21 protein-coding genes and 1 pseudogene are annotated in these 26,651 nt (G+C 66.5%); 16 read left to right on the top strand and 6 right to left on the bottom strand.

The window, feature by feature from the left end; all coding sequences use genetic code 11:
- The first annotated feature begins 147 nt into the window (after positions 1-147).
- The 5 genes from OEJ37_RS02655 to OEJ37_RS02635 all read left to right on the top strand — a co-directional run bounded on the left by OEJ37_RS02655 (position 148) and on the right by OEJ37_RS02635 (position 8,284).
- Entirely contained in the window at positions 148-3,603 is a 3,456-nt protein-coding gene (locus OEJ37_RS02655; protein ID WP_263343092.1) for an adenylate/guanylate cyclase domain-containing protein, read from the top strand.
- Between the two features lie 92 nt (positions 3,604-3,695).
- Entirely contained in the window at positions 3,696-4,745 is a 1,050-nt protein-coding gene (locus tag OEJ37_RS02650; RefSeq protein WP_175947913.1) for a patatin-like phospholipase family protein, read from the top strand.
- A 138-nt stretch (positions 4,746-4,883) separates the two neighbouring features.
- Complete coding sequence (locus OEJ37_RS02645; RefSeq protein ID WP_411859231.1) at positions 4,884-5,423, top strand: hypothetical protein; 540 nt, start codon at positions 4,884-4,886, stop codon at positions 5,421-5,423.
- Between the two features lie 648 nt (positions 5,424-6,071).
- Complete coding sequence (locus OEJ37_RS02640) at positions 6,072-6,791, top strand: response regulator transcription factor (protein ID WP_111021077.1); 720 nt, start codon at positions 6,072-6,074, stop codon at positions 6,789-6,791.
- Complete coding sequence (locus OEJ37_RS02635; protein ID WP_263343088.1) at positions 6,791-8,284, top strand: sensor histidine kinase; 1,494 nt, start codon at positions 6,791-6,793, stop codon at positions 8,282-8,284. Before OEJ37_RS02640 ends, OEJ37_RS02635 begins: the two co-directional genes overlap by 1 nt.
- 28 nt (positions 8,285-8,312) lie before the next feature.
- Here OEJ37_RS02635 and OEJ37_RS02630 read toward each other — a convergent pair whose 3' ends face one another.
- Positions 8,313-9,419 carry an AraC family transcriptional regulator gene (locus OEJ37_RS02630; RefSeq protein WP_175920561.1) on the bottom strand — a complete coding sequence of 369 codons (1,107 nt, stop codon included), beginning with the start codon at positions 9,417-9,419 and terminating at the stop codon, positions 8,313-8,315.
- 422 nt (positions 9,420-9,841) lie between these two features.
- Here OEJ37_RS02630 and OEJ37_RS02625 point away from each other — a divergent pair.
- The 8 genes and pseudogenes from OEJ37_RS02625 to OEJ37_RS02590 all read left to right on the top strand — a co-directional run.
- Positions 9,842-9,964, top strand: a pseudogene (locus OEJ37_RS02625) (porin); the annotation flags it as partial.
- A gap of 242 nt (positions 9,965-10,206) precedes the next feature.
- A complete protein-coding gene (locus OEJ37_RS02620; RefSeq protein WP_411859222.1) occupies positions 10,207-11,319 on the top strand; it encodes a branched-chain amino acid ABC transporter substrate-binding protein in 1,113 nt (370 codons plus the stop codon).
- Between the two features lie 254 nt (positions 11,320-11,573).
- On the top strand, positions 11,574-13,208 hold the full coding sequence (locus OEJ37_RS02615) for an AMP-binding protein (protein WP_263343083.1): 1,635 nt from the start codon (positions 11,574-11,576) through the stop codon (positions 13,206-13,208).
- On the top strand, positions 13,208-14,368 hold the full coding sequence (locus tag OEJ37_RS02610) for an AraC family transcriptional regulator (protein ID WP_263343082.1): 1,161 nt from the start codon (positions 13,208-13,210) through the stop codon (positions 14,366-14,368). Before OEJ37_RS02615 ends, OEJ37_RS02610 begins: the two co-directional genes overlap by 1 nt.
- Positions 14,369-14,782: 414 nt before the next feature.
- A complete protein-coding gene (locus OEJ37_RS02605; RefSeq protein ID WP_175920558.1) occupies positions 14,783-16,573 on the top strand; it encodes an acyl-CoA dehydrogenase in 1,791 nt (596 codons plus the stop codon).
- A gap of 81 nt (positions 16,574-16,654) precedes the next feature.
- Positions 16,655-18,283: an electron transfer flavoprotein-ubiquinone oxidoreductase gene (locus OEJ37_RS02600; RefSeq protein WP_411859230.1), complete on the top strand. Its 1,629-nt coding sequence runs from the start codon at positions 16,655-16,657 to the stop codon at positions 18,281-18,283.
- A 42-nt stretch (positions 18,284-18,325) separates the two neighbouring features.
- Complete coding sequence (gene bktB / locus OEJ37_RS02595; RefSeq protein WP_263343078.1) at positions 18,326-19,519, top strand: beta-ketothiolase BktB; 1,194 nt, start codon at positions 18,326-18,328, stop codon at positions 19,517-19,519.
- Between the two features lie 37 nt (positions 19,520-19,556).
- Positions 19,557-20,411: a 3-hydroxybutyryl-CoA dehydrogenase gene (locus OEJ37_RS02590; protein WP_263343077.1), complete on the top strand. Its 855-nt coding sequence runs from the start codon at positions 19,557-19,559 to the stop codon at positions 20,409-20,411.
- Positions 20,412-20,473: 62 nt separating this feature from the next.
- On the opposite strand, the gene OEJ37_RS02585 is transcribed toward OEJ37_RS02590, so the two are convergent.
- The gene (locus OEJ37_RS02585) at positions 20,474-21,139 is read right to left on the bottom strand and encodes a TetR/AcrR family transcriptional regulator (protein WP_263343076.1); all 666 of its coding nucleotides are present in this window, start codon (positions 21,137-21,139) and stop codon (positions 20,474-20,476) included.
- 96 nt (positions 21,140-21,235) lie between these two features.
- Here OEJ37_RS02585 and OEJ37_RS02580 point away from each other — a divergent pair, with 96 nt between their 5' ends.
- Both OEJ37_RS02580 and OEJ37_RS02575 read left to right on the top strand, forming a co-directional pair.
- Positions 21,236-22,060, top strand: a complete 825-nt coding sequence (locus tag OEJ37_RS02580) for an NmrA family transcriptional regulator (protein ID WP_263343075.1) — start codon at positions 21,236-21,238, stop codon at positions 22,058-22,060.
- A gap of 2 nt (positions 22,061-22,062) precedes the next feature.
- On the top strand, positions 22,063-22,548 hold the full coding sequence (locus OEJ37_RS02575; RefSeq protein ID WP_263343073.1) for a DUF1772 domain-containing protein: 486 nt from the start codon (positions 22,063-22,065) through the stop codon (positions 22,546-22,548).
- Positions 22,549-22,572: 24 nt separating this feature from the next.
- Here the strand turns inward: OEJ37_RS02575 and OEJ37_RS02570 are convergent, their stop codons facing one another.
- The 3 genes from OEJ37_RS02570 to deoC form a co-directional block, all read right to left on the bottom strand.
- A complete protein-coding gene (locus tag OEJ37_RS02570) occupies positions 22,573-22,785 on the bottom strand; it encodes a helix-turn-helix domain-containing protein (RefSeq protein WP_263343072.1) in 213 nt (70 codons plus the stop codon).
- A 94-nt stretch (positions 22,786-22,879) separates the two neighbouring features.
- Positions 22,880-23,743: a DUF2071 domain-containing protein gene (locus tag OEJ37_RS02565; RefSeq protein WP_317891510.1), complete on the bottom strand. Its 864-nt coding sequence runs from the start codon at positions 23,741-23,743 to the stop codon at positions 22,880-22,882.
- Positions 23,744-23,976: 233 nt separating this feature from the next.
- Positions 23,977-24,657: a deoxyribose-phosphate aldolase gene (gene deoC / locus OEJ37_RS02560; RefSeq protein ID WP_263343069.1), complete on the bottom strand. Its 681-nt coding sequence runs from the start codon at positions 24,655-24,657 to the stop codon at positions 23,977-23,979.
- 146 nt (positions 24,658-24,803) lie between these two features.
- Here deoC and deoR point away from each other — a divergent pair, with 146 nt between their 5' ends.
- Entirely contained in the window at positions 24,804-25,574 is a 771-nt protein-coding gene (gene deoR / locus OEJ37_RS02555) for a DNA-binding transcriptional repressor DeoR (RefSeq protein WP_152862188.1), read from the top strand.
- A 22-nt stretch (positions 25,575-25,596) separates the two neighbouring features.
- Here the strand turns inward: deoR and OEJ37_RS02550 are convergent, their stop codons facing one another.
- Positions 25,597-26,649, bottom strand: a complete 1,053-nt coding sequence (locus tag OEJ37_RS02550; protein ID WP_263343068.1) for an aldose 1-epimerase family protein — start codon at positions 26,647-26,649, stop codon at positions 25,597-25,599.
- Positions 26,650-26,651: the final 2 nt, after the last annotated feature.

Raw genomic sequence — 26,651 nt, 5'->3', positions numbered from 1 at the left:
CGATGTTTCTCGAGCACCGCGTCTACCGCCGTCGATCCATCGGTTTCTTCGCTTGTCGGCATGCACGATCACGCTCGCCGGCCTGAATACCCCGCAGATAGTGGCGCATAATGTATCGATGTCGACCCTTGGCAGGAAGAGGGTTTTATGCGCTGCACAATATGCGGGTCCGAGAATCCTCCCGGTTCGAAGGTCTGCCAGGAGTGTCAGGCCGTGCTGTCCCGCACTTGTCCGCAATGCGGACATGAGGCCGAGCCGGCAGCTCGCTTCTGCAGCAATTGCGGGACGTCGCTGGCAACACCCGCCGCTGCGCCGTCGTTTTCTCGACCATCGGGTCGGGAGCCGCCGCCAACCCCCATTCATTACACGCCCGATCATCTTGCCGAGCGGATCCGTGCCGAACACGCGGCCATGGAAGCGCGCGGCGAGCCCGCTGGCGAGCGCAAGACCGTTACCGCGCTGTTTGCCGACATGGCCGGGTCGACCGCGTTGATCCACGATCTCGATCCTGAAGTGGCGCATCGCCTGATCGTGCCCGTGGTCGAGCTGATGATGGACGCCGTCCACTACTACGAAGGGTACGTAGCGAAATCGCTCGGCGACGGCATCCTCGCGCTGTTCGGCGCACCGATCGCCCACGAAGACCATGCGCAGCGAGCGCTTTTCGCTGCATTGCGCATGCAGCAGGCGATGCGGCAGCACGGCGATCGCATTCGTCTGCGGGAAGGCATTCCTCTGCAAATTCGCGTCGGCGTTCATACGGGCGAGGTCGTCGTCCGTTCCATTCGCACCGACGACTTGCACACCGAATACGATCCGCTCGGGCATACGATCCACATCGCGTCGCGGATCGAGGGAATCGCCACGCCCACGTCGATTCTCGTCAGCGAGTCCACCCATAAGCTGGCCGAAGGCTATTTCGAGTTCAAGGCGCTGGGGGCAACGCAACTCAAGGGAATTCCCGCGCCGCTGTGCGTATACGAGGTGCTTGGCCTGGGGGCGTTGCGCACGCGCCTGCAGTTGTCGGCGCATCGCGGTCTCGCGCGGTTCGTCGGCCGTGAACCGGAAATGGAACATCTGAACCGGGCGCTGGAGGCAATGAGGGGCGGGCATGGGCGCGTGGTCGGCGTCGTGGGGGAGGCGGGCGTCGGAAAGTCTCGCCTGTTCCACGAGTTCAAGGAGCGTTCACGGCGTGGCGCGCTGGTGCTGGAGACGTTTTCGGTCTCGCACGGCAAGGCGTTTCCCAATTTGCCGCTCATCGAACTCCTGAAGAACTATTTCCAGATCACGACGCAGGACGACGAGCGGCGCTGCCGGGAAAAGGTCATCGGCAAGGCGCTCACGCTCGAACGCAGTTTCGAGGACCTCGTGCCATACATCCTCTATCTGCTTGGAATCGGCGACGGCGGGACGATACTGGTCGAGATGGATCCGCAGATCCGGCGCGACCGTACCTTCGACGCGATCAGGAAGCTTCTCGCGCGAGAGAGCCGGAATCAGCCGGTCCATTTGCTGTTCGAGGATCTGCAATGGCTGGACCGTGAGACAGAAGCCTTCCTCACGTACCTGGTCGACCACGTGCCGGACGAGCGAATACTCCTTTTGGTGAACTACCGGCCCGAGTATCGGCCCGTGTGGGACCGCGCGGTTCATTGCAGCAAGATCCGTCTCGAACCGCTTGGTCCATCCGATGCTCAAGGACTGCTTACGGCGCTGCTCGGCGAAGATCGCACACTCGTGCCTCTAAAGCAACTCATTCTGGAGAAGACGGAGGGCAACCCGTTTTTCATGGAGGAAGTGGTCCAGACGCTTGTCGAAGAGAAATCGCTGCTCGGCGATGCCGGGCATTACCGCATCGTGGAGACCCCGGCGACGCTGCATATTCCCACCACCGTGCAGGGCGTGCTGGCTGCTCGGATCGATCGGCTTCCCATCAAGGAAAAGGAACTGCTGCAGGCGCTCGCCGTGATAGGCCACGAGTTTCCGTTCAGCCTGATCCGGCGAATTTGCAGTGAAGCGCCGGCGCGGGACGATGAACTGCGCGGTCTGCTCGCCCATCTGGAAGCCGCGGAGTTCATCTACGAGCGACCGGCCTTTCCCGAGGTCAATTATTCATTCAAACACGCGCTGACTCAGGAAGTGGCCGGGCGCTCTTTGCTCACGGAGCGGCGTACCACGCTGCACGAGCGCACTGCGCAGGCGATCGAGGTGCTGTTCCCGACGCGCATCGCCGATTACTGCAGCGAACTTGCGCACCACTACAGTCAGAGCGGAAACATTCCCAAGGCTGTCGAATATCTGCATCGTGCGGCGCAGCAGGCGCTGCGTCATGCTGCCCACCCCGATGCAATGAATCACCTCGGAGCGGCGCTTGCGCTGCTCAAGCGTTTGCCGGATACACCCATGCATGCGCATTGGGAACTGACGCTGCTGCTTTCCCTCGGGCCGGTCTTGATGGATGTCCGTGGGTATGGCTCGACAGAGGTGGGCGTGACATACCGGCGCGCGCTCGAGTTATGCGAGCGGACCGGCGAGGCATCGCAACGCTTTGCGACGCAGCTGGGCTTGCGGATACACCATGTGGTGCGCGGCGAGTATGCAATCGCGACCGATCTGAGCAACCAGATGCTCGGTATTGCCCGGGATGCGAATGATCCGGGCTTGCTCGTGGAGGCACATGGTGCGCTGGGCGCGTGCTTCTTTTTGCAGGGCGATTTCGGCGCTGCTCGCGCAAACCTGGAACAGGCCTGCGCGATCTACGATCCGAAGCAGCATCAGGCACACGTCTTCGCACACGGGGTGGATCCCGGTATCCGGGCTCTCAATTACCTCGTATTGACCTTGTGGTTTCAGGGATATCCGGGACAAGCGCTCAAACGCGGCGCTGAAGCACTCGCGCTCGCGCAGGGCCTTTCTTATGGGCCATCTCTGGCGTTCAGTCTTACCTACGCAGCCCACTTGCATCAACTGCGGAGGGAGCCGGTGCTTGCCGGTGAGCGTGCGGATGCGGTCATTGCCGTATCGACCGAGCATGGATTGCCTTACTGGCTCGCGTGGGGGATGTTTCTGCGAGGCTGGGCGACGAGCGAGCAAGGAAACATCCAGGACGGAATCGCGCAGATGCGGCTGGGCCTCGATGCGCAGCGGGCAGCCGGCGGCGAAGACCTGCGGCCATATTCTCTCGCGTTGCTCGCCGACAGCTACTGGCGTGCGGGCGACAAGAGGGCGGCACGAGACACGCTGGAAGAGGCGATGGCGATCGTCGAGAAATCCGGTGAGCACTGCTACGAAGTCGAGCTCTGCCGGCTCACGGGAGTCTATTTGGCCGAAGCGGCGGTCAAGGACGGTACTGCACCTGCACGCGATGCCGAAGCGGTGGACTGTTTTCACCGAGCGATCGCGCGAGCGCGCCGGCAGGGTGCCAGAGCGCTGGAATTGCGAGCAGCGTCGGACCTTGCGAGGCTGTTGCAACGGCAGGGGAAGACCGTGGAGGCAAAGCGGGCACTGTCCGAGGTGTACAGCTGCTTCACGGAAGGATTCGACACGAGCGACCTGCGAGAGGCGAAAGCGCTGCTGGATGCATTGGACGAACGCGCAGGATGAATGGACCTGCGGCGCACGACGACGTATCGCGTGACGACGTACCGCCCATTACCTGCCGCTGCTCCGCATAACGGAGAGCTGGGGAGACGGGCATGACGATCACGCACACAAGACGCCGCAATGATGGACCGCGCAAACAGATCGCGCTGGCTTTGCAGGGTGGCGGGATGCACGGCGCCTTTACCTGGGGTGTGCTTGACAGTCTGCTCGAAGACAGCAGGCTCGAAATAGAGGGTGTCAGTGCGACCAGCGCCGGCGCGATGAACGCTGCTGTACTCGCATACGGGCTGCAAAAAGGGGGCGAAGACGGGGCGCGCCAGGCACTGCACGACTTCTGGCACGCAGTCGCGCAATCGGCGGAGCGCTACAACCCGCTGCGTTGGGTGCCGTGGCTGAAGGGCACGCACAGCTTCGGGCTCGATCATTCGCCGCTTTATGCATTCGCCGACATGATGCTGCGCGTTTTTTCGCCCTATCAGTTCAATCCGAACAACCTGAACCCGCTGCGCGAAGTGCTCGAAAGCCAGGTCGATTTCGATGCGCTGCGCAAGCACTGTCCGATCCGGTTGTACCTGTGCGCAACCAATGTCGAGACAGGGAAAATACGCATCTTCACGGGAGAGGACGTCAGTGCCGACGCGGTACTTGCATCGGCATGCGTGCCGACACTGTTCCAGGCGGTCGCGATCGATGGCGAGTACTACTGGGATGGCGGCTACATGGGTAATCCGGCCATCTATCCTCTCATCTACAATTGCGCGACGCGCGACGTCGTGATCGTGCACATCAATCCGCTCGTGCGCCGCGGTGTGCCAATCGCGGCTGCCGAAATTCTCAACCGTATCAGCGAGATCAGTTTCAACTCGTCGCTGATGCGCGAGATGCGAGCAATCTCGTTTGTCACCGACCTGATCCAGCAAGGCGCGATAAAACGCGGCGAGATGAAGGAAATGCTGATCCATTCCATTCGGGCCGACGACGCTCTGTGCGCGTTGAGTGTATCGAGCAAGTACAACGCGGATTGGGGATTTCTCAGCGAACTGCATGACTACGGGCGACGCGAAGCGGATACATGGCTCGCGCATCACTACGGAAACATCGGACAGCGGTCGAGTATCGACATCCGCAGGGAATTTCTCTGAGCGCATCGCGGTAATGTCGGCATCGGGCGATCATGCGCAGCCGCCCCGGGCCAAGGAGCGAACGTGAACCGGACGCAGGCGCGGTTCGTCGCGTTGTGGTCGTGCAGCGGCGGGACACAGGCCGAGGATGTGTATCGCATGCTGGCGCGATGCTATACGGAGCCGGCGCGCCATTACCATACGCTCGCGCATGTCCGGCGATGTTTGCGTCACCTCGACCTGGCGCGCGACTCGATTCCCGAACCGGACGCCGTCGAGCTCACGCTGTGGTTCCATGACGTGATTTTCGTTCCTGGCGCGCAGGATAACGAGCAGCGTAGTGCGGACTGGTTCAGCCGCCAGGCCGGGGGGCGAATCCGCGCGTGCGACCGTATCCGCGCGATGATTCTCGCGACGACCCACTTGGGCATTGCCACAGAGCCGGATACCCGTTTCGTGTGCGACATCGACCTGGCAGCGCTTGGCGCTTCTCGCAGCAGATTTCGCGAAGACGGCCGCCTCCTCAGGGCGGAGCGCCCCGATCTTGACGACCGGGCTTACGACCTTCATGAACGGACCATTCTGCGCGGGTTGCTCGCACGCCCGCGCATCTATCTCACGGATTTCTTCTACTCGCGCTGCGAGACGCGAGCGCGCAGAAACTTGAGCTGGCGGCTGGGCTTGCCGATTCCGGAATAACGACGACAAGCTACCGGGTCTCGTCACGTTGAGTTATGACCGTCGCGCAAGGGCGTGGGACAAGCCTTCGCTCAGGCGGCAGACGGATCCTGGCGGCACCCTGGTGAATCGCTAGAGTCCATGCACGACCAGAGTGTGGCCGCGGATGCGCGGCACCGGTGCCGGATGTGAAAGATTGGCGTTGCCACGTGCTACAGGTTGCGCCGACCGGCTGCATTCAGGGCGGACGGTTGCATAGGCTCCGGCGAGTGCTCGGCGGATTGCCGTCGGATCGGCGGCTCGGGACGGAGGTCGTGGTGCGGGTAGGATTCTGTTCGAAAATGCGCCGACTTGCGTCATCGCTCGGAACGTGGCGCGTCCGCCCTTTAGTGTCCATTTGGTGTTCGGGAGGGATGACACTAGTCTTGTTTTGGGGGCCTGAGCGGAAAGCCTTGCGGGGATTGGCTTACAGTACAGGCGCGATCCAAAGTTAAATGAAATGTGATCACTTGCCGCCGCAAAATTTTGCACAATGACGGCAGCGCGCTCTTGCGCCGCGATTCGACCGGGCGACCGGCCAGCCGGACCCGGGCCGGCCCGAGCCGATCACCGGCCGCCGGTCATCCCCCAACCGCCATTACCGAGCCCGACCTGCCGCCACCCACCGCCATGGACCATCCGAAACGCATCCTGATCGTCGAGGACGACGCCGACATCGCCGACGTGCTGAGCCTGCACCTGCGCGACGAGCGCTATGAAGTCGTGCACAGCGCGGACGGCGCGGAAGGGCTACGCCTGCTCGAACAGGGCAACTGGGACGCGTTGATCCTCGACCTGATGCTGCCGGGCGTCGACGGCCTCGAGATCTGCCGGCGCGCGCGTGCGATGACGCGCTATACGCCGATCATCATCACGAGCGCGCGGTCGAGCGAGGTGCACCGGATCCTCGGCCTCGAACTCGGCGCCGACGACTATCTGGCGAAGCCGTTCTCGGTGCTCGAACTCGTTGCGCGCGTGAAGGCGCTGCTGCGGCGCGTCGACGCGCTCGCGCGCGATTCGCGGATCGACGCGGGCACGCTCGACATCGCCGGGTTGTCGATCGACCCGATCGCGCGCGAGGCGAGCGTCGACGGCGCCCGCATCGACCTCACGCCGCGCGAATTCGACCTGCTGTATTTCTTCGCTCGGCACCCGGGCAAGGTGTTCTCGCGGATGGACCTGCTCAATGCCGTGTGGGGCTACCAGCACGAAGGCTACGAACACACGGTCAACACCCACATCAACCGGCTGCGCGCGAAGATCGAGGCCGATCCGGCCGAGCCCGTGCGGATCCTCACCGTGTGGGGACGCGGCTACAAGCTCGCCGCGCCGGGCCAGCGGGACGCATAATGAAACTCACGCTCACCCAGCGGCTGTCGCTCGTGTTCTCGATCCTGCTGCTCGCCTGCTCGGGTGCGTCGGCGTGGCTGCAGATCCGCGCGAACGACATGCGCGAGAAGGAGGTCGTGCAGGGGCTGTCGCGCGACCTCGCCGCCAACATCGCCAACAGCGCACCGCTGATGGACGCGAACGGGCTGCGCCCCGACGCCGTGCGCACGCTGTTCGGCCAGCTGATGGGCGTGAACCCGAGCGTCGAGGTGTACCTGCTCGACAACGCGGGGCGGATCAAGGGCGACGATGCGCCGCCCGGCCACGTGAAGCGCGACCGCGTCGACCTTGCGCCCGTGCAGCGCTTCATCGCGGGCCAGCCGCTGCCGATCCTCGGCGACGATCCGCGCAGCCCCGACGCGCGCAAGGTGTTCAGCGCCGCGCCGCTGCAGCGCGCCGGACAGCCGCCGTCGGGCTATATCTACGTGGTGCTGCTCGGCGAGGCGCACGACCGGCTGGCCGCGCGCGTCGACGCCGGCAACGTGCTGCGCACGACGCTGTGGTCGATGGCGGTCGTCGCGCTGCTCGGCCTGCTCGCGGGCCTCACCGCGTTCAGCTTCATCACGCGCCCGCTGCGCCGGCTGACGGACGCGATGCGCCGTTTCGACGCGCATGGCGTGCCCGACACGCAGCCGCCGGTGCCGCGCTCGCCGCCGGGCCGGCGCGGCGACGAAATCGCGGTGCTCGAATCCGCGTTCGCGCAGATGGCCGACCGGATCGGCGACCAGTGGCGCACGCTGACGCACCAGGACCAGCAGCGGCGCGAACTGATCACGAACATCTCGCACGACCTGCGCACGCCGCTCACGTCGCTGCACGGCTATCTGGAGACGCTGTCGCTGAAGTCCGACGCGCTCACCGAACCGGAACGCCGGCGCTACCTGTCGATCGCGCTCGCGCAGAGCGCGAAGGTCGGCCGGCTCGCGCAGGCGCTATTCGAGCTCGCGCGGCTCGAATCGGGCGGCGTACAGGCCGAGCGCGAGCCGTTCTCGCTCGTCGATCTCGTGCAGGACGTGTTCCAGAAATTCGAATTGGCCGCGCAGGCGCGCGGTGTCGCGCTGCATGCGCGGATCCCGCCGCGCGTGCCGGTCGTGTCGGCCGATCTCGGGATGATCGAGCGCGTGCTGACCAACCTGCTCGACAACGCGCTGCGGCACACGCCTTCGCACGGCGAGGTCGAGGTCGCGCTGGAGCCGCGAGGCGACCGCGTGGTCGTGACCGTGTCGGATACCGGGGAGGGGATTCCGGCGGCGCGGCGCGAAGGGTTGTTCCAGCGGCCGCAGCGGCCGATGAGCGGCGGCACGGTGACGAGCGGCGGGCTCGGCCTGCTGATCGTGCACCGGATGCTGGCGCTCAACGGCAGCGGCATCCGGCTCGTCGACCGGGCCGGGCGCGGCGCGGTGTTCGAGTTTGCGCTGGCGGTCGCGGCGCCGGCGGCCGGCGACGCACGCTGAAATTCGTCGACGGCGCCGTCGTCTGCGTTCAGCCGCCGCGCTTGCGCCGCACGTCGCTCGGCGTGGTGCCGGTCCAGCGCTTGAACGCGTGGCGGAATCCGACCGCATCGCTGAAGCCGAGCGTCAGCGCGATGTCCTCGGTGCTGAGCGTGGTCGTGCTGAGATAGTCGATCGCAAGCGCCTTGCGCACGCTCGTCAGCAGTTCGCTGTACGACGTGCCTTCGGCTTCGAGCTTGCGGCGCAGCGTGCGCGATGTCATGCAAAGCATGTCCGCGATCGCGTCGATGTCCGGGAATTGTCCCGGCGTGCGCGTGAGTTCCTGGTAGACGCGGCGTGTGACGCCCGCCTGGGTGCGAAGCTCGTCGAGCAGGCGCGCGCAATGCGACGACACCTGCGCGGCGGTGATCGGATTCGCGAGCTGCGGCGCGCGCGCGAGCCACGCTGCCGGGTAGTCGAGCACGTTGCGCGGCTGGCCGAACGCGAGCGGGCATTCGAGCGCGTCGGACAGCAACGCCGCATGCGGCGGTTCCGGCTGCGTGAACTGCGCGCGCGCCGGCACGCACCATGCACCCATCACGTCCTTGATGATCGTCACGTGCAGCGCGAACTGCATGTCGATCAGGAAGCGGTACAGCGGCGGGTCGAGGCATGGCAGCAGCGCTTCGTCCTGGTTCGGAAACAGCCACGACGCCGTATCGCCCTGCGCGACCCAGCGGATCGCGAGCGCGGGGTTCGCGAGCTGGTGATATTTGACGGCCGAGTCGAACGCATGGGCCATCGACTCCGAGCACAGCATCGCGTAGCCGTACATTCCGTAGCTCGATGCATGCAGCAGGCGGCCGACGCGCACGCCGAGATCCGGATCGTCATACAGGCGGATCGCGTTGCGTGCGGCCGTCAGGAACTGCTGCGACGAGGTCAGCGTGAACGGATCGGCGACGGCGGCGGGATCAAGGCCGGTCTCGGCCAGCACGGACCCCGCGTCGAGCCCGAGGTCCGATGCGACCTGGAGCAGGACCGCGACCTTGGACGGCGAGAAGCGTTTCTCGCGCAGCAGGGCGGACAGCGTGGCGTCGGGTAGTCGATCGCCGGGCGACTGTGTGCCCGTCGGTTTCATCAGCGCGTCGCGCGGCATGACTGAGTCCTGAGTCCAATTCGATACCGATTCCGGGCCCGCGATTCTGCGCCCGAACGCGCGGTTTCGCCACAGGGTTCACCCTGAGCGCAACCGCGCTGCACCGGGCCGGATCGACCGGCGCATAGGGCCGACCAGCGGCTCGATCCGAGCTGGATACCACCCGCGATTATATCCACGCCCATGGACAGGAGCCCTGGTTGCGAAAGGCCCGGTGGCGCTGCCGCTCGTTGGCCTGGCGTGCGGTCGCCAGCGCAGCCTCGTGTCGTTGGCCTTCGCTCACGCCTATCAGCCTCGGTTGAACGACGAGGCGCGAACGGGTCCGACTTTGTCGGGCATCAGCGATAGACCGGGAAACGCTTGGTCAGCTCGGCGACCTGCGCGCGCACGCGCTCGATCGTCGCCGCGTCTTCCGGGCTCTCCAGCATGTCGGGGGCGATCGTACCGGCACCGTGCTCGACGTTGCCTATGTACCTGGCGCCGACAACGTAGCGTCGAACCGGAATCAGGTCGTTGCACGGGCTGCGCTGCGTCACAAGTTCTGACCGGGTCTGTCCACGGACGGAGCGGCCGGCACGCAGTGGCCGCTCATTTCTCTTTCATCCTATATTGATCAATACAACCACCGTTTGCGGAGCAGCCGTTCAGGGTAATCGAGGCCTGGACGCAACTGCGGTGATCGGGGTCGAGTCTGTGGCCGATCGACGGCGGCGGCGGCCGACCGGGGTGCGTTGTCATCGGGGGCGAACCCATGCTCGATCTTCCACGCAGATTGCTCGCCGCAGGCATGAGCGCCATCGTGTTGTCGTTCGCCTGCGGTTCGTCCTACGGGCAGCAGGTCGTCAGGATCGGCGTGTCCAGCCCATTGACGGGCATCAGTGCCGCGAACGGCAAGGACCTCGAGAACGGTGCGCGCCTGGCCGTCGAGGAGGCGAACGCCAGGCACATCAGGCTGGGTGGCCGGGATGTCCGTTTCGAACTCGACTCCGTGGACGACCAGGGCGACCCGCGCATCGGTGTCCAGGTCGCCCAGAAGCTGGTCGACGACGGCGTCGCCGCGGTGGTCGGCTACTACAACTCCGGCGTGGCACTGCCGTCGGCGCCGATATTCGCGAAGGCCGGCATCCCGCTGATCGACCCGGCAGCCACCAACCCGGCAATCACCCGCCAGGGATTGAAGACGGTGTTCCGCATCATCGCGACCGATACGCAGAACTCCGGCGATGCCGGAACATATGCCGTCACCGTGATGAAGGCGCGCCGCATTGCGGTGATGGACGACCGCACCGCATTCGGCCAGGGGGCGGTGGAGGAGTTCAAGAAGGCCGTGCTGGCTGCCGGCGGCACGGTGGTCGCATCCGAATACACGACCGACAAGGCGGTCGAGTTCAACGCGCAGCTTACGAACATCAAGGCCGCGAACGCGGACCTGCTGTACTTCGGCGGCCTGGACAACCAGGCGGCGCTCATTGTCAAGCGGATGCGGCAATTGGGCATGCGTGTCCAGTTCGTCGGCAGTGGCGGCATCGCCGACAGTATCTTCATCAACGTGGCCGGCTCGGCGGCCGAAGGCGCGATGGCGTGGGAATACGGCCGGCCGATCGACACGCTCCCGCAAGGCAAGGCGTTCGCGCAGAAATTCGAGCAGCGCTTTGGCGCGAGCATGCTTACCTATGCGCCGTTCGCCTACGACTGCGTGTGGGTGGTGATCCATGGGATGCAGCAGGCGAATTCGTCGAAGCCCGCCGAGTTCCTGCCGGCGCTTCGTGCGACACGCTACGAGGGCGTTACCGGAAAGATCGCGTTCGATGCGAACGGCGACCTCAGGAATCCGACGTCGACGCTTTATCGGGTGAAGGGCGGCCGCTGGGTTCCCGTCACGACGATCGGAGCGGAATGAGACCTGCGCAGCTTCGTACGATCTCGGGGCGATCGACGTGATGCGCCCCGCATGCCGGCCACCTGTCCGTTTCGATCATCTTTTCGGCCGCGTCGATCATTTGCAAAGCGCGGCCGGCGGGCGATAGTCGGCGTTCGTGAGACGGTCCATGGCCGCCCGGGCGATGGGGCGTCGAACGAGCGGCGCCAGCATCGATCCGGGAGCGGTTCCCGCGATGCGCAAAGCCTGCGCGCCGGCCGCACAAGGATACCTATATGAACACGAGACACTGGATCCAGTCGTATGGCTCGATCCCCGCCGAGATCGACGCCGATCGCCATCCTTCCGTAAGCGCGCTGCTGGACGACGCAATGCGCCGCTTCGCCGATCGTCCTGCGTTCCATGGGTCCGGCCGCACGCTGACCTATGCCGATGTCGACCGCCTGTCGAGCGCGCTGGCCGCGTATCTGCAGCAGGTCGCCGGCGTGCGCAAGGGCGATCGCGTGGCCGTGATGCTGCCCAACGTGCTTGCGTTTCCGGTCGTGTTCGTCGCCGTCGCGAGGATCGGCGCGATCCAGGTCAACGTGAACCCGCACTACACCGCGCGCGAGCTCGAGCATCAGCTCAACGACGCTGGCGTCGAGGTCGCCGTGGTGTGCGGCGGGTCGATGAGCACGTTCGCCAACGTGGTCGGCGGCACGCGCGTGCGCACCGTGCTGAGCGTTGGGCGCGGCGATCTGGGCGTGGTCGACGCGCCGGCCGGTGCATGCGACGCGTTGCCGCCCGGTTCGATCGCGCTGGCGGACGCGATCGCCGCGGGCGAGTCGCTCGCGGGCGAACCGGTCGCGCTGGGCGGCGCGGACCTGCTGCTGCTGCAATACACGGGCGGTACGACCGGATTGTCGAAGGGCGCCGCGCTGTCGCACCGCAACCTCGTCGCGAACATCGGACAGTTCGCGGCGATCGTGCCGGCCGCGCGGGAGCCCGGCGAGGAGGTCGTCGTCACCGCGATCCCGCTGTATCACATCTTCGCGCTGACGGTGAACTTCCTGTCCTACTTCGCGATCGGCGCGCAGAACTGGCTCGTTGCGAACCCGCGCGACATGGACGCGTTCATCGACGTGCTGAAGGCCGCGCGGCCGACCGTGTTCGTCGGCGTGAACACGCTGTACGCGGGGCTCGCCAGCCATCCGCGCCTGAAGGAAGTCGACTGGTCGCGGCTGAAGCTGTCGGCCGGCGGCGGCGCGGCGGTGATCGACGTGATCTCGTCGCGCTGGAAGGCGGTGACGGGCAATTTCATCCGCGAGGGCTACGGGCTGTCGGAAACGTCGCCGGTCGTGTCGTTCAACCCGCAGTCGATCGACGGATTCACGGGCACCACGGGCCTGCCGCTGCCGTCGACCGACGTGAAGCTGCTCGACGACCAGGATCGCGAGGTCGCGATCGGCGAAGCGGGCGAGATCTGCGTGAAGGGGCCGCAGGTGATGACCGGCTACTGGCAGAAGCCTGAAGCGAACGCGGCCGCGTTCACGGCGGACGGCTATTTCCGCACCGGCGACGTCGGCGTGTTCGACGCAGCCGGCTTCCTGCGGATCGTCGACCGCAAGAAGGACATGATCATCGTGTCGGGCTTCAACGTGTATCCGAACGAGGTGGAAGCCGTCGCGACCGCGCTGCCGGGCGTCGCCGAATGCGCGTGCATCGGCGTGCCGGACGCGCGCACGGGCGAGGCCGTCAAGCTGTTCGTGGTGCCGGCGCCGGATGCTGAGGTGACGGAGGCGCAGCTCGTCGAGCATTGCCGCGCGAGCCTCGCGGCCTACAAGGTGCCGAAGCTCGTCCGCTTCGTCGACCGGCTGCCGAAGTCGACGGTCGGCAAGATCCTGCGCCGGGAACTCAGCCGCACCGACTGATGGCGCCGAAGCGCCGCGCGGCCGCGGCTGCGCGGCCCGGCGCGCCGAAAGCCCCGAAGCAGACGCGCGGGCCGCTCAAGTACAATGCGAGCGGTTCGATCGACGGGGACGCGATGACCGGCTCAGATTCCCTTTCCGCCCTGCCCGGGCGTGCGCTGCCGTCGCCGAGCGCGACGGTGCCGATCTCGCTCGTCAACGGCTTCCTCGCGAGCGCGGGTGCGCAGCGCGACGTGGTCGAACGCTATCTGCGCGGGGCCGGCATCCCGATCGAGCTGCTCGGCGAGCCGCATGCGCGCGTGACGGAGGAGCAGTTCTCGACGCTGTACCGCACGCTCGCGATCGATCTCGACGACGAGATGCCCGGCATCTTCTCGCGCCCGCTGCGCGGCGGCACGCTGAAGTATCTGTGCCTGAGCCTGCTCGATGCGCGCAACCTCGAAACGGCGCTGCATCGCTTCGGCCAGTTCTTCCATATCCTGCTCGACGATTTCTTCGTCGAATCGAAGCGCGACGGTCTCGTCGCGCAGGTGCTGCTGCGCCCGAACGACGTCATCGGCCCGATCGGCGCGCTCGGCCAGGAGCTGATGCTCAAGCTCGTGCACGGCGTGTGTTCCTGGCTGATCGGGCAGAAGATCCCGCTGCTGCGGATCGAGTTCGCGTGCCCGCGGCCGCGCCATGCGGTCGACCACCTGTACTTCTTCACCGGTTCCGTGCAGTTCGACTGCGAGCGCACGCTGATGCGCTTCAGCGCGGACTACCTCGACGCGCCGATCCGGCAGAGCAAGCGCAACCTGCGCAAGTTCCTCGCGCGCGCGCCCGGCGACTGGATCTTCGAATCGTTCAGCGAACAGCTCGTGTGCCATCGCGTGCGGCAATACCTGTCGGCGGCGCTGCCCGACCTGCCCGCGATCGACCAGGCGGCCGAGCACCTGCATTGCTCGGTGCGCACGCTGAGCCGCCACCTTGCCGCCGAAGGCACGACGTTCCAGGCGCTCAAGGACGAACTGCGGCGCGACATCGCAATCCAGCGGCTGACCGATACGCCCGACACGATCGCGGCGATCGGCGCCGATATCGGCTTCGACGATCCGAGCGCGTTTCATCGCGCGTTCCGGCACTGGACGGGGAGCACGCCGGGGACGTATCGACGGAGGGCGTAGCGCTTGTGGGAGCCGGTTTTCGAGGACGGTTCCCATAACAGGCTTCCATTGCTTGTTCCCATAACCGGCTTCCTTCGTTCGCTCCCATTGCCGGCTCCTGTCGTCGATTCCCATAACCGGCTCCCGTTGCGGCCGTCGACCGCCCGCCGACGGCATGCTCGGCCGCTTCGGCAGGCACACCGATTGCTCTCCGTTTTCGCCAAAACCGGCTCCGGCCAAACCCTTATCCGTCCGCCCGTTTCCGGCCGCGCCCACGCATCCCGTGGCCGATTTTGTCACCATGTGGGCCGGATATGACAACGGGAATCGGCCATCGCGGCATTACGATGGGTCACGTCGTCGCCCGGGCCTGGCCGGTTCTGCCGTATCGGCCCCGTGGCGCACCTCATTCACCGCCTGATTGGAACATCGACCATGAGCTATAACGCCCCCGTCAAGGACATGCTGTTCGTGCTGAAGGAACTCGCGGGCATCGACGCCGTTGCGCAGTTGCCGGGCTTCGAGGATGCCGGTTACGACACGGCGCAGGCCGTGCTCGACGAATCCGCGAAATTCTGCGGCGAGGTGCTGGCGCCGCTGAACGTCGAAGGCGACCGCAACCCGAGCAGCTGGAAGGACGGTGTCGTGACTGCGACGCCGGGCTTCGCGCAAGCGTTCCGCCAGTTCGTCGAAGGCGGCTGGCAGGGGCTGCAGCATCCGGCCGAGTACGACGGCCAGGGGCTGCCGAAGCTGATCGCGACGCCGTGTATCGAGATGCTGAACGCGTCGAACCTGTCGTTCGCGCTGTGCCCGCTGCTGACCGACGGCGCGATCGAGGCGCTGCTGACGGCCGGCACTGACGAGCAGAAGCAGCGCTACGTGCCGAAGCTGATCTCGGGCGAATGGACCGGCACGATGAACCTGACCGAGCCGCAGGCGGGCTCCGATCTGGCGCTGGTGCGCTCGCGCGCCGAGCCGCAGGGCGACGGCACGTACAAGGTGTTCGGCACGAAGATCTTCATCACGTGGGGCGAGCACGACATGGCGGACAACATCGTCCACCTGGTGCTGGCGCGCACGCCGAACGCGCCGGAAGGCGTGAAGGGCATCTCGCTGTTCATCGTGCCGAAGTTCATGGTCAACGACGACGGCTCGCTGGGCGCGCGCAACGACGTGCACTGCGTGTCGATCGAGCACAAGCTCGGGATCAAGGCAAGCCCGACGGCGGTGCTGCAATACGGCGACCACGGCGGCGCGATCGGTTATCTCGTGGGCGAGGAAAACCGCGGCCTCGAATACATGTTCATCATGATGAACGCGGCGCGCTTCGGCGTCGGCATGCAGGGGATCGGCGTGGCCGATCGCGCATACCAGAAGGCGGCGGAATTCGCGAAGGAACGCGTGCAGAGCCGCCCGGTCGATGGTTCCGCGAAGCAGTCGGTGACGATCATCCATCACCCGGACGTGCGCCGGATGCTCGGCACAATGCGTGCGCTGACCGAAGGCGCGCGGGCGCTGGCGTACGTGGCGGCCGCGCACAGCGACATTGCCCACTGCCATTCGGACGAGGCGACGCGTGGCCGTCATCAGGCAATCTACGAGTATCTGGTGCCGGTCGTGAAGGGCTGGAGCACGGAGATGGTCAACGACGTGGCGAGCCTGGGCGTGCAGGTGCACGGCGGGATGGGCTTCATCGAGGAGACGGGCGCGGCGCAGTACTACCGCGATGCGCGGATCCTGGCGATCTACGAAGGCACGACGGCGATCCAGGCGAACGACCTGGTGGGCCGCAAGACGATGCGCGACGGCGGCGCGGTGGCGAAGGCGCTGATCGCGGAGATCGGCGACACGGTGGCGGCGCTGGGCAAGCTGGACGGCGCGGCGGCTGCGTCGATGAAGGTGCAGCTGGAAAAGGGTGCGCGCGCGCTGTCGTCGGTGGTGGACTACGTGGTGGCGAATGCGAAGCAGGACCCGAACGCGGTGTTCGCGGGCAGCGTGCCGTACCTGAAGCTGGCGGGCGTGGTGCTGTGCGGCTGGCAGATGGCGCGCGCGCTGGTGGCCGCGCAGGCGAACAGCGCGAGCGACCCGGCGTTCTTCGACGCGAAGATCGCGATCGCGCAATGTTATGCGGAGCACATTCTCGTGCAGGCAGGCGGGCTCGAAGCGTCGATCGTCGGCGCGAAGGGCAACGAGAGCGTGCTCGCGTTGACGGAAGTCCAGTTCTGATCGATTGACGGTCGGGACGCAGGAGGAGACAGGATTTTGACCACACAGGACTTGCTCGCGCAATACGGCCCGCGCGAATCGATGGAATACGACGTCGTGATCGTCGGCGGCGGCCCCGCCGGGCTGTCGGCGGCGATCCGGCTCAAGCAGCTGGCCGCCGAGAAAGGCACCGAGATCGGCGTGTGCGTGCTCGAGAAGGGTTCCGAGATCGGCGCGCACATCCTGTCGGGCGCAGTGATGGACCCGCGCGCGATCACCGAACTGTTTCCCGACTGGAAGGAACAGGGCGCGCCGCTCACCGTCGAGGTGACGGAAGACCGCTTCCTGTTCCTGTCCGAGAAGAGCGCGGTGACGACGCCGAACTGGGCGCTGCCCGAGAACTTCAAGAACCACGGCAACTACGTGATCTCTCTGGGCAACGTCACGCGCTGGCTTGGGGCACAGGCGGAAGCGCTGGGCGTCGAGATCTTCCCGGGCTTCCCGGCTGCCGAGATCCTGTACAACGACGACGGCTCCGTGAAAGGTGTCGCGACCGGCAACATGGGCGTGGGCAAGGACGGCGAGCCGACCGAGAACTTCCAGCTCGGCATGGAGCTGCACGCGAAGTACACGCTGTTCGCCGAAGGCTGCCGCGGCCACCTTGGCCGCCAGCTGATCTCGAAGTTCAAGCTCGACGCGAACGCCGATCCGCAGGCGTACGGGATCGGCATCAAGGAACTGTGGGAAATCGATCCCGCGAAGCACAAGCCGGGCCTCGTGATCCACACGGCCGGCTGGCCGCTGAAGTCGGATACCTACGGCGGCTCGTTCCTGTATCACATGGACAACAACCAGGTCGTGGTCGGCTTCGTGGTCGGCCTCGGCTACACGAACCCGTACCTGTCGCCGTTCGAGGAATTCCAGCGCTACAAGACGCACCCGTCGATCCGCGCGTTCCTCGAAGGCGGCAAGCGCGTGTCGTACGGCGCGCGCGCGATCACCGCGGGCGGGCTGCTGTCGCTGCCGAAGACGGTGTTCCCGGGCGGCGCGCTGATCGGCGACGACGCGGGTTTCCTGAACGCATCGCGGATCAAGGGCAGCCACGCGGCGATCAAGACCGGCATGCTGGCGGCGGACGCCGCGTTCGACGCGCTGCAGGCCGGCCGTCAAGGCGACGAGCTCAACGCATACCCGGACGCCTTCAAGCAGTCGTGGCTGTACACGGAGCTGTACCGCGCGCGCAACTTCAAGCAGTGGATGGCCAAGGGGCTGTACCTGGGCACGCTGATGGTCGGGCTCGAGCAGAAGGTGATGGGCGGCAACGTGCCGTGGACGCTGCACCACCAGCACGCGGACCACGAGACGCTGAAGCCGGCGTCGCAGTGCGAGCCGATCGAGTATCCGAAGCCGGACGGCAAGCTGACGTTCGACCGGCTGTCGTCGGTGTTCATCTCGAACACGAACCACGAGGAGAACCAGCCGGCGCACCTGACGCTGAAGGATGCGAACGTGCCGGTGAACGTGAACCTGCGTACGTACGCGGGGCCGGAGGCGCGCTTCTGCCCGGCGGCCGTGTACGAGTTCATGAAGAACGACGACGGCAGCGATCGCCTGGTGATCAACGCGCAGAACTGCGTGCACTGCAAGACCTGCGACATCAAGGACCCGACGCAGAACATCGTGTGGGTCACGCCCGAAGGCGGCGGCGGGCCGAATTACCCGAACATGTAATGCATCAACGCGCATGCGTGCGCGAACGAACCGGAGCAGACGATGAGCAATGCAGCGAAAGAAGTCGTGGTGGTGAGCGGTGTCCGTACCGCGATCGGTGATTTCGGCGGCAGCCTGAAGGACTTCTCGCCGACCGACCTCGGTGCGAAGGTCGTGCGCGAAGTGCTGTCGCGTGCGAACGTGCCGGGCGACGCGGTCGGGCATGTCGTGTTCGGCCACGTCGTGAACACCGAGCCGAAGGACATGTATCTGTCGCGCGTCGCGGCGATCGACGGCGGCGTCGCACAGCACACGCCCGCGATGAACGTGAACCGGCTGTGCGGCTCGGGCCTGCAGGCGATCGTGTCGGCCGCGCAGACGATCATGCTCGGCGATGCCGACGTTGCGATCGGCGGCGGGGCGGAGAGCATGAGCCGCGCGCCGTACACGGTGCCGGCCGCGCGCTTCGGCCAGCGCATGGGCGACGGCAAGCTCGTCGACATGATGCTCGGCGCGCTGCACGACCCGTTCCAGACGATCCACATGGGCGTGACGGCCGAGAACGTTGCACGCAAGTACGGCATCTCGCGCGACGCGCAGGATGCGCTCGCGCTCGAATCGCATCGTCGCGCGGCGCGCGCGATCGCGGAAGGTCGCTTCAAGGATCAGATCCTGCCGATCGCGATCCGCACGAAGAAGGGCGAGGTCGCGTTCGACACCGACGAGCACGTGCGTCACGACGCGAGTGCGGACGATTTCACGAAGCTGCGCCCGGTGTTCGCGAAGGAGAACGGCACGGTGACGGCCGGCAACGCATCGGGCATCAACGATGCGGCCGCGGCCGTGCTGATGATGAGCGCGGATGCCGCGCGCGCGCAGGGCGTGAAGCCGCTCGCACGCCTCGTCGCGTATGCGCACGCGGGCGTCGATCCGGCCTACATGGGCATCGGCCCCGTGCCGGCCACGCAGAAGGCGCTCGAACGCGCGGGCCTGAAGATTACCGACCTCGACGTGATCGAGGCGAACGAGGCGTTCGCCGCGCAGGCCTGCGCGGTCACGCAGGAGCTCGGCCTCGATCCCGCGAAGGTCAACCCGAACGGGTCGGGCATCTCGCTCGGTCACCCGATCGGCGCGACCGGTGCGTTGATCACGGTCAAGGCGCTGTACGAGCTGAAGCGCATCGGCGGGCGTTACGCGCTCGTGACGATGTGTATCGGCGGCGGCCAGGGGATTGCTGCGATCTTCGAGAACATCTGATAATCGACGCTCAGCACCCGAACACACAGGAAATTTCATGGCCATCGAAATCGTCGGCGTCGTGGGCGCCGGAACCATGGGCAACGGCATTGCGCAGACCGCAGCCGTTGCGGGACTCAACGTCGTGATGATCGACGTCAGCGATGCGGCGCTCGACAAGGGCATCGCGACGCTGAAGGGCAGCCTCGAGCGGCTCGTGTCGAAGGACAAGCTCGACGCGGCCGCACGCGATGCGGCGCTGGCGCGCATCACGACGTCGACCGACTACGCGAAGCTCGCGTCGGCCGACATCGTGATCGAAGCCGCGACCGAGAACGTCGAGCTGAAGGGACGCATCCTGAAGCAGATCGAGGCCGTCGCGCGGCCGGACGCGATCATCGCGACCAACACGTCGTCGATCTCGATCACCGCGCTTGCGGCGCCGCTCGCCGATCCGTCGCGCTTCGTCGGCATGCACTTCTTCAACCCGGTGCCGCTGATGCCGCTTGTCGAGATCATCCGCGGGCTGCAGACGAGCGACGCGACCGCGTCGGCCGTGCGCGAGCTGACCGAGCGTTTCGACAAGTCGCCGATCGGCGTGCGCAATTCACCGGGCTTCGTCGTGAACCGGATCCTCGTGCCGATGATCAACGAGGCGTTCTTCGTGCTGGCCGAAGGCATCGCGTCGGCCGAGGAGATCGACGCGGGGATGAAACTCGGCGCGAACCACCCGATCGGGCCGCTCGCGCTGGCCGACCTCGTCGGCCTCGACGTGTGCCTCGCGGTGATGGACGTGTTCGTGAAGGACTTCGGCGATCCCAAGTATCGTGCGTGCCCGCTGCTGCGCGAGATGGTGTCGGCGGGGCGGTTGGGGCGCAAGACGGGGCGTGGGGTGTACGACTACAGCAAATAAGCGGCAAACCATGCCACTTCGCGCGGCCGCCTCCGGGCGGCCGCGTGCATTGAGCGGTGAGGTCACGCGTCCAGCACCGCCAGATCCCGCGGCAACGTCCGCTTGAACATCGCGAGGATCTGCCGCGCCGCCTTCGGCGGCAGCGTGATCGCGTGGCGCACAGCCGCCGCGATCTGGATCATCATCAGCCCGGCGAACGCGCTGCGTTGCGCGCGTGTCGTGTCGGGCGCCACTTCTCCCAACGCATCCGCGAACAGCGCGGCCAGAAATTCTCCGTCGGCCCGGTCGAGTTCCTGCAGCGCGCGGTCGGCCTGTGTCGCGCGCCAGATGTCGCGCATCAGCGGCTCGTCGACGAACATCCGGTAATAGCTGTCCGTGATGCGCGCGAGCGTGCCGTGCAGGTCGTCGAGTGTCTTCATCGCGGCGAGATCGCGCCGCACGCAGTCGTGCCCGATTGCGTTGTAGCGCTCCGCGAGCGTGCCGATCACGGCCGCCTTGTCCGGAAAGTACTGGTACAACGAACCGAACGAGATGCCCGTGCGTTCGACGATGTCGCTCATCCGGAACGCGTCGCAGCCTTTCTCGATCATCACGTCCGATGCACACGCGAGGATGCGCTCGAACCGCTCGCGGCTGCGCTGCTGCGTCGGCACGAGCCGCGCGCGCGCCGGCGCGTCTGGTGCCGCCGTTTCGGGCTCGTCGTTCTGCCCCGATTTTTGTCGGCCCATGCCGCCTCCGAAAAACTTGACCTTGCTAATGCGAGAGTCTATCGTGTTTCTAAAACGCGAGACATTCTCGCATTTTAGAGAGAAAAGGAGACGCACATGTCGGCACTTCCCATCCTCATCGTCGGCGGTTCGGGCAAGACGGGCGCCCGCGTCGATGCACGGCTGCGCGCACGCGGTATCGCGGCGCGGCCCGTGTCGCGCACGTCGGCTGTCCGCTTCGACTGGACGGCGCCCGCGACGTGGCCCGCCGCGCTCGACGGCGTGTCGGCCGCGTACGTGACCTACCAGCCGGACCTGGCAGTCGAGGGCGCGGTGGAAGCGATCGCCGCATTCGCGCGGCTCGCGCGTGAAAGCGGCGTCGAGCGCGTGGTACTGCTGTCCGGACGCGGCGAGCCCGGCGCGCAGGCCGCCGAGGCCGCGCTGCAGGCGTCGGGCCTGGGCTGGGGTGTGGTGCGCGCGAGCTGGTTCAACCAGAACTTCTCCGAGGGCTATCTGCTCGACAGCGTGTTGGCCGGCGAGGTCGCGCTGCCGGCTGGCGCGGTGCGCGAACCCTTCGTCGATGTGGACGACATCGCTGACGTGGCCGTGGCCGCGCTCACCGATGCGCGGTTCGCGGATCGCGTGATCGAGGTCACGGGCCCGCGCGCGCTGACGTTCGCCGAAGCCGTCGGCGAAATCGCGCGGGCCGCCGGCCGTCTGATCGCTTATCGCGAGATTCCGCCCGATGCGTTTGTCGCGGGGCTGCGTGAGGTCGGCGTGACGGAGCCGGTCGTCGAGTTGCTCGACGAATTGTTCGGCACGGTGCTCGACGGGCGCAACAGCGAGGTGGCGCACGGCATCGAGCATACGCTCGGGCGTCCGGCGCGCGATTTCGCCGACTATGCGCGTGCGACGGCCGCAACTGGCGTGTGGAGCGCATGACCATGATCGCGTTCGTGACTTCCGCAATGCTGTGGGGTTCGGCTATCGGCTGCGGGCTGATGGCCGGCGTGTACTTCGCGTTCTCGACGTTCGTGATGACGTCGCTCGGACGAATCGCGCCGCAGGCCGGTGTGGCTGCGATGAACGCGATCAACGTCGACATCGTGCGTTCGCCGTTCATGCCGCTGTTCCTCGGCACGACGCTGATGGCGCTCGCGCTGGCCGTGATCGCACTGTTCGATCGCGATCGGCCGGGTGCGATGGCGGCGCTCGCGGGCGGCGTGCTGTACGTGTTCGGCATGTTCGCGGTGACGATGGCCGTCAACGTGCCGCTCAACGATGCGCTCGCCGCGGCCGATCCGGCGGCCGCGCGAGGCGCGGCGCTGTGGACGCGCTACGTGCACGAGTGGACGATGTGGAATCACGTGCGCATGGTGGCGTCGGCGGCCGCGTGCGTGTTTTTTATCGCGGGGATTGCGGCGCGGTAGCGCTGCCGTCGAGCCGGACACGCGCTACGCATAAAACATCGACGGCGATACGCGGAGATGCTGCTTGAACATCGCGGATAACGCGCTCTGGCTGCTGTAGCCATGATCCATCGCGATGGTCAGCACCTTCCCGCGATGCGCGAGCAGCCGCCGCGCCTGTTCACGCCAGCGGCGGAAGCTGAGCACCGTTTCACGCCGGAATGCGCGATGGCGTGCCCGGGCCGGCAGGCCGAGCACATCGGCCCATTCGGCGGTCGTGCGAAGGACGGCTGGCGGAAGACGACGATGCGGATGGGTACTCGCCCGCGCGGCGGACGGGCCGAGCGCCGCGCTACAGCAGACGCTCGGACAGCACGCGGAACGCGACGTCGGGCACGACGAAGCACATCGGCTCACCGGTGGCGCCGATGCGCGCGAGGAAGTCGCCGCCTGCGGGCCCGACCGTCTTCAGCGGCCGGACCGCGTCGATGTCGATCGGCAGGTCGATCGACGCGTACGCAAGACGGTCGCAGTCCGCGACGTGCGCGATCGCCGCGTGCTGCAGCGATAGCGTCGCGACGGCATCACGCCAGTCCTTGAAGAACGGCGCGAACGCGTCGGGCAGCGTTCGATCGTCCGATGCTTCAGCCGCGCAGTGGAAGTCGGGCGCGCTGCCGCCTCCGCTCGCGAGTAGCGTATCGTAGCGTCCGTCGCGCACGGCATGCGTGAAGCGCCGCGCGAGATGCGACGGCAGCGCGTCGCTGAAGAGGCGGCTGCCGAGCGCGTAGAGCGGGTGGTCGAACACGTTCTTCACGAACAACACCGTGCGGTCGGCCGGCATCCCGCCCGGCAGCGCATCGACGTAAAGCCGCCAGTTGCTCTGCAGCGGCGACGGAAACACGCGTCGCAGCGGGCCGGCGAGCCGCGGGCCGAAGTGCCGGTGCGCATAGGTGAGCGTCGTGAACAGCGTGCGGCCGTCGCGGCTCGCGAGCGTGACGCCGCGCGGCACCAGGTGCGCGACGGCCGCGACGTCGACAACCCACGTGCAATACACGACATTCTCGACGTCGCTCGCGAGTTGCAGGAACGGCAGCCGCGACAGCAGCGCGCGGCGCGCGCGCAGCAGCGGGCCGCTCGCGACGATCCGGTTGGCGAGCCGGCCGATCAGGCCGGAAGACGGGTAAACGAAGGTGTTGTCGTAGCGCATGAGCGGCATTGTGCCGGGGTTGCTACGCGGGCGGAAGATGCGCGGCGGCGTCGAACCGCCGAACGGGGCGCGGACGCGCATGGTTGCGGCCGCACCGATCGTGGGTAGAATTTCCGGTGCCGTGCTTCGGACTTCGTGCTTCGATCGTCGGAATCGCAGGGCCGTGCGTCGTCGTCCGAGCGCGTATCCGGGCAACCGGCCTTCGCTTGCAGGTCTCGCATGCGAAAGCCGGCTTGCGCGCGTCAGTACCCCGAATCGCTGCCGCCTTGATCGGTGACGATCGCCACCCCCGAGCTCGTGCCGAGCCGCGTCGCGCCGGCGTCCAGCATCGCGAGCGCGGCCGCGCGGTCGCGCACGCCGCCCGATGCCTTCACGCCGAGATCCGGACCGACCGTGCGGCGCATCAGCGCGACATCCGCGAGCGTCGCGCCGCCGTGGCCGAAGCCCGTCGACGTCTTCACGAACGCGACGCCGAGATCGCGGCACATCTCGCACACGCGCACCTTCTCGTCGTCGCTCAGCAGCCCCGTCTCGAGGATCACCTTCAACGGCACCGCGCCGCACGCGTGCTGCACGGCCGCGATGTCGGCCTTCACGTCGTCGGCGCGGCCGCTCTTCAGCGCGCCGAGGTTGATCACCACGTCGATCTCACGGGCGCCCGCCGCGATCGCGGCCGACGCCTCGAATGCCTTCGCGGTCGACAGCCCCGCGCCGAGCGGAAAGCCGACCACCGCGCAGACGAGCACGCCGGTATCGGCCAGCTCGCGTGCGGCGAGCGGCACGTTCGCCGAATTCACGCAGACCGAGTAAAAGCGATGCTCGGCCGCCTGGCGGCAGAGTTCGCGGATCTGCGCGTCGCTCGCGTCGGGCGCGAGCAGCGTGTGATCGATGGTTTGGGCGAGTTGGGCGTTGGAAAGCGGCATGTTTCAGGACTCCACGGATCGTGTGCCGGAAAGGCACACGGAAAGTTGATGTTTTCACATCGGTTTGTTACAAATACGACATTCCGGCCGGGCCCGCGCGCCCGGCACGACGAGCGACGAGTGCGACAGGCACGCAGGATACAGGCATGGAAACGAAGAAGGGCGAACGGATCAAGACGCTGATGAACGTGCTGCAAGGGCAGAATGCGATTCATCTGAGGGAGGTCGCCGAGCTGTTCGGCGTGTCCGAGATGACGATCCGCCGCGATCTCGCGGACAACCCGCACGGCCTGAGCCTGATCGGCGGCTACGTGACGCGCCATTTCGCCGCGCAGCGCAGCGACATCGGCGAGTACCTGATCAGCGCCGAGAACAACCGGCAGACCGAGGAAAAGCGCCGCATCGGCAAGCTGGCCGCGCAGTTCGTGACGACCGGCGACACGATCTTCGTCGACTGCGGCTCGACCACGCCGTTCATCGTCGACTTCATTCCGGACGACCTCGAATTCACGGCTGTCTGCAATTCGCTGAACGTATTCGCGAAGCTGCAGCAAAAGCCGCATTGCAGCGTGATCCTGTGCGGCGGCGCGTACCACCGCAAGAACATGGTGTTCGAGTCGGTCGCCGAAACCGGCATCCTCGACACGGTGCGCGTGTCGAAGGCGTTCATCTCGGCGGCCGGCGTGAGCGACCGCTGCGGCGTCACGTGCTTCAACTTCCACGAAGTCGACGCGAAGAAGAAGGTGATGGCGCGCGCGCAGAACCGCTTCCTGATTGTCGACCACACGAAGTTCGACGAAGTGCGCGCGGCTTATTTCGCCGAACTGACCGACTTCAACTACGTGATCTCCGACGGGCAACTGAGCAGCCGCTACGAAACGGCGATCCGCGAACACGGGATCGCGCTCGTGACCTGACGCAACGCGGCCGCGGATCGCTTCACGCATCGCGTGCTTCCGCCGCGCTCAGGTAGCCGGTGACCACGTCGAAGCGGCGCGTCGCGCCCGGCGCGAGCACCGCGACATGGCCCTTGCGGCGTTCGGCTTCGTAACCCTCCGGCTCGCAGGTCGACGGCAGCGCGAACGCGGCGACCTGCTGGTCCGCGTTGTGCAGGATCCAGCGCGTCGCATGCGGGAACTGTTCGGGGCGGTACGCGGTGTGGAAGGCGCCGCCGTCCGGATGCGCGAGCAGGAAATGCGCGACGCCGTCTGCATCCGTTTCCGCACCGTTCATGAAAAACACGATCTCGGGGTCGTACAGCGCGGGCGCATCGAGCGTCGCGAGCCGTTCCGGTTCGCGTGCGAGCGTGGCCGTGTAATCGCGCCACGCGGCGATCGGCTTCACGTGCGCGGGCACGCTTTCACGCAATTGCAACCCGCCGCGCGGCAGCGACTGCACGAAGCGGCCGCCCGGCACGTACGCATAGTTCAGGTGTGCCATGTACATCAGGTCCATCGGCGCGCCGCCGAGATTCGTCACGTCCATCGCGATCGTCATCTGCGCGTCGTGCTCCGCGAGGCGCACCGACGGACGCGCGACGTAGTGGCTGCCGAAGCCCTGCACGTATTCGTATTCGCCGGTCACTTCGATCGTTGCGCCGCGTGCATCCGTGCCGACGATCAGGCTCGCGCGATCCATCGGCGCGCACGGCATCTCGCCATGCAGCGCGTGCGTATCTTCCGGGCCCGGGCAGCCGTTGCGCAGCAGCCCGCTGTGGAACATGAAGCAGCCGTAGGTATCGATGATCGACGCCGCGCGCTTCGGATGCCGGAACATGTGCTTCATCGTCAGGTCGCGGCCGTCGAACGCGGCGGCCCAGATCATCTGGCCGAGATACGGCAGCACGACGAGGTGGCCGCGGCGGTTCTCGAGCTTCAGCGCCTCGACGCCGGACGGATACGCGAACGCGGTGACGGTGATGCCGTCGGTGCGGTACAGCGTGCGCGGCGTGTCGCGGAAGTCGTCGCGCCGCAGTTCGATCTCGCCTCGCATGG

The sequence above is a fragment of the Burkholderia sp. BKH01 genome (genome assembly GCF_025685725.1).
In the GTDB taxonomy this organism is placed as follows: domain Bacteria; phylum Pseudomonadota; class Gammaproteobacteria; order Burkholderiales; family Burkholderiaceae; genus Burkholderia; species Burkholderia pyrrocinia_C.
Note: the sequence above shows the minus strand (reverse complement) of the source record. Positions and strands in the feature narration are given on the sequence as shown.

Excerpts from the sequence above, each read along its gene's own strand:
- OEJ37_RS02635 (WP_263343088.1), top strand. The coding sequence starts at position 6,791 with ATGAAACTCACGCTCACCCAGCGGCTGTCGCTCGTGTTCTCGATCCTG.
- OEJ37_RS02585 (WP_263343076.1), bottom strand. The coding sequence starts at position 21,139 with ATGGGCCGACAAAAATCGGGGCAGAACGACGAGCCCGAAACGGCGGCA.
- OEJ37_RS02655 (WP_263343092.1), top strand. The coding sequence starts at position 148 with ATGCGCTGCACAATATGCGGGTCCGAGAATCCTCCCGGTTCGAAGGTC.
- OEJ37_RS02600 (WP_411859230.1), top strand. The coding sequence starts at position 16,655 with ATGGAATACGACGTCGTGATCGTCGGCGGCGGCCCCGCCGGGCTGTCG.
- OEJ37_RS02580 (WP_263343075.1), top strand. The coding sequence starts at position 21,236 with ATGTCGGCACTTCCCATCCTCATCGTCGGCGGTTCGGGCAAGACGGGC.
- OEJ37_RS02640 (WP_111021077.1), top strand. The coding sequence starts at position 6,072 with ATGGACCATCCGAAACGCATCCTGATCGTCGAGGACGACGCCGACATC.
- OEJ37_RS02590 (WP_263343077.1), top strand. The coding sequence starts at position 19,557 with ATGGCCATCGAAATCGTCGGCGTCGTGGGCGCCGGAACCATGGGCAAC.
- OEJ37_RS02550 (WP_263343068.1), bottom strand. The coding sequence starts at position 26,649 with ATGCGAGGCGAGATCGAACTGCGGCGCGACGACTTCCGCGACACGCCG.
- OEJ37_RS02575 (WP_263343073.1), top strand. The coding sequence starts at position 22,063 with ATGATCGCGTTCGTGACTTCCGCAATGCTGTGGGGTTCGGCTATCGGC.
- bktB (WP_263343078.1), top strand. The coding sequence starts at position 18,326 with ATGAGCAATGCAGCGAAAGAAGTCGTGGTGGTGAGCGGTGTCCGTACC.
- OEJ37_RS02615 (WP_263343083.1), top strand. The coding sequence starts at position 11,574 with ATGAACACGAGACACTGGATCCAGTCGTATGGCTCGATCCCCGCCGAG.
- OEJ37_RS02630 (WP_175920561.1), bottom strand. The coding sequence starts at position 9,419 with ATGCCGCGCGACGCGCTGATGAAACCGACGGGCACACAGTCGCCCGGC.
- OEJ37_RS02565 (WP_317891510.1), bottom strand. The coding sequence starts at position 23,743 with ATGCCGCTCATGCGCTACGACAACACCTTCGTTTACCCGTCTTCCGGC.
- OEJ37_RS02605 (WP_175920558.1), top strand. The coding sequence starts at position 14,783 with ATGAGCTATAACGCCCCCGTCAAGGACATGCTGTTCGTGCTGAAGGAA.
- OEJ37_RS02620 (WP_411859222.1), top strand. The coding sequence starts at position 10,207 with ATGAGCGCCATCGTGTTGTCGTTCGCCTGCGGTTCGTCCTACGGGCAG.
- deoR (WP_152862188.1), top strand. The coding sequence starts at position 24,804 with ATGGAAACGAAGAAGGGCGAACGGATCAAGACGCTGATGAACGTGCTG.
- OEJ37_RS02610 (WP_263343082.1), top strand. The coding sequence starts at position 13,208 with ATGGCGCCGAAGCGCCGCGCGGCCGCGGCTGCGCGGCCCGGCGCGCCG.
- OEJ37_RS02650 (WP_175947913.1), top strand. The coding sequence starts at position 3,696 with ATGACGATCACGCACACAAGACGCCGCAATGATGGACCGCGCAAACAG.
- OEJ37_RS02645 (WP_411859231.1), top strand. The coding sequence starts at position 4,884 with ATGCTGGCGCGATGCTATACGGAGCCGGCGCGCCATTACCATACGCTC.
- deoC (WP_263343069.1), bottom strand. The coding sequence starts at position 24,657 with ATGCCGCTTTCCAACGCCCAACTCGCCCAAACCATCGATCACACGCTG.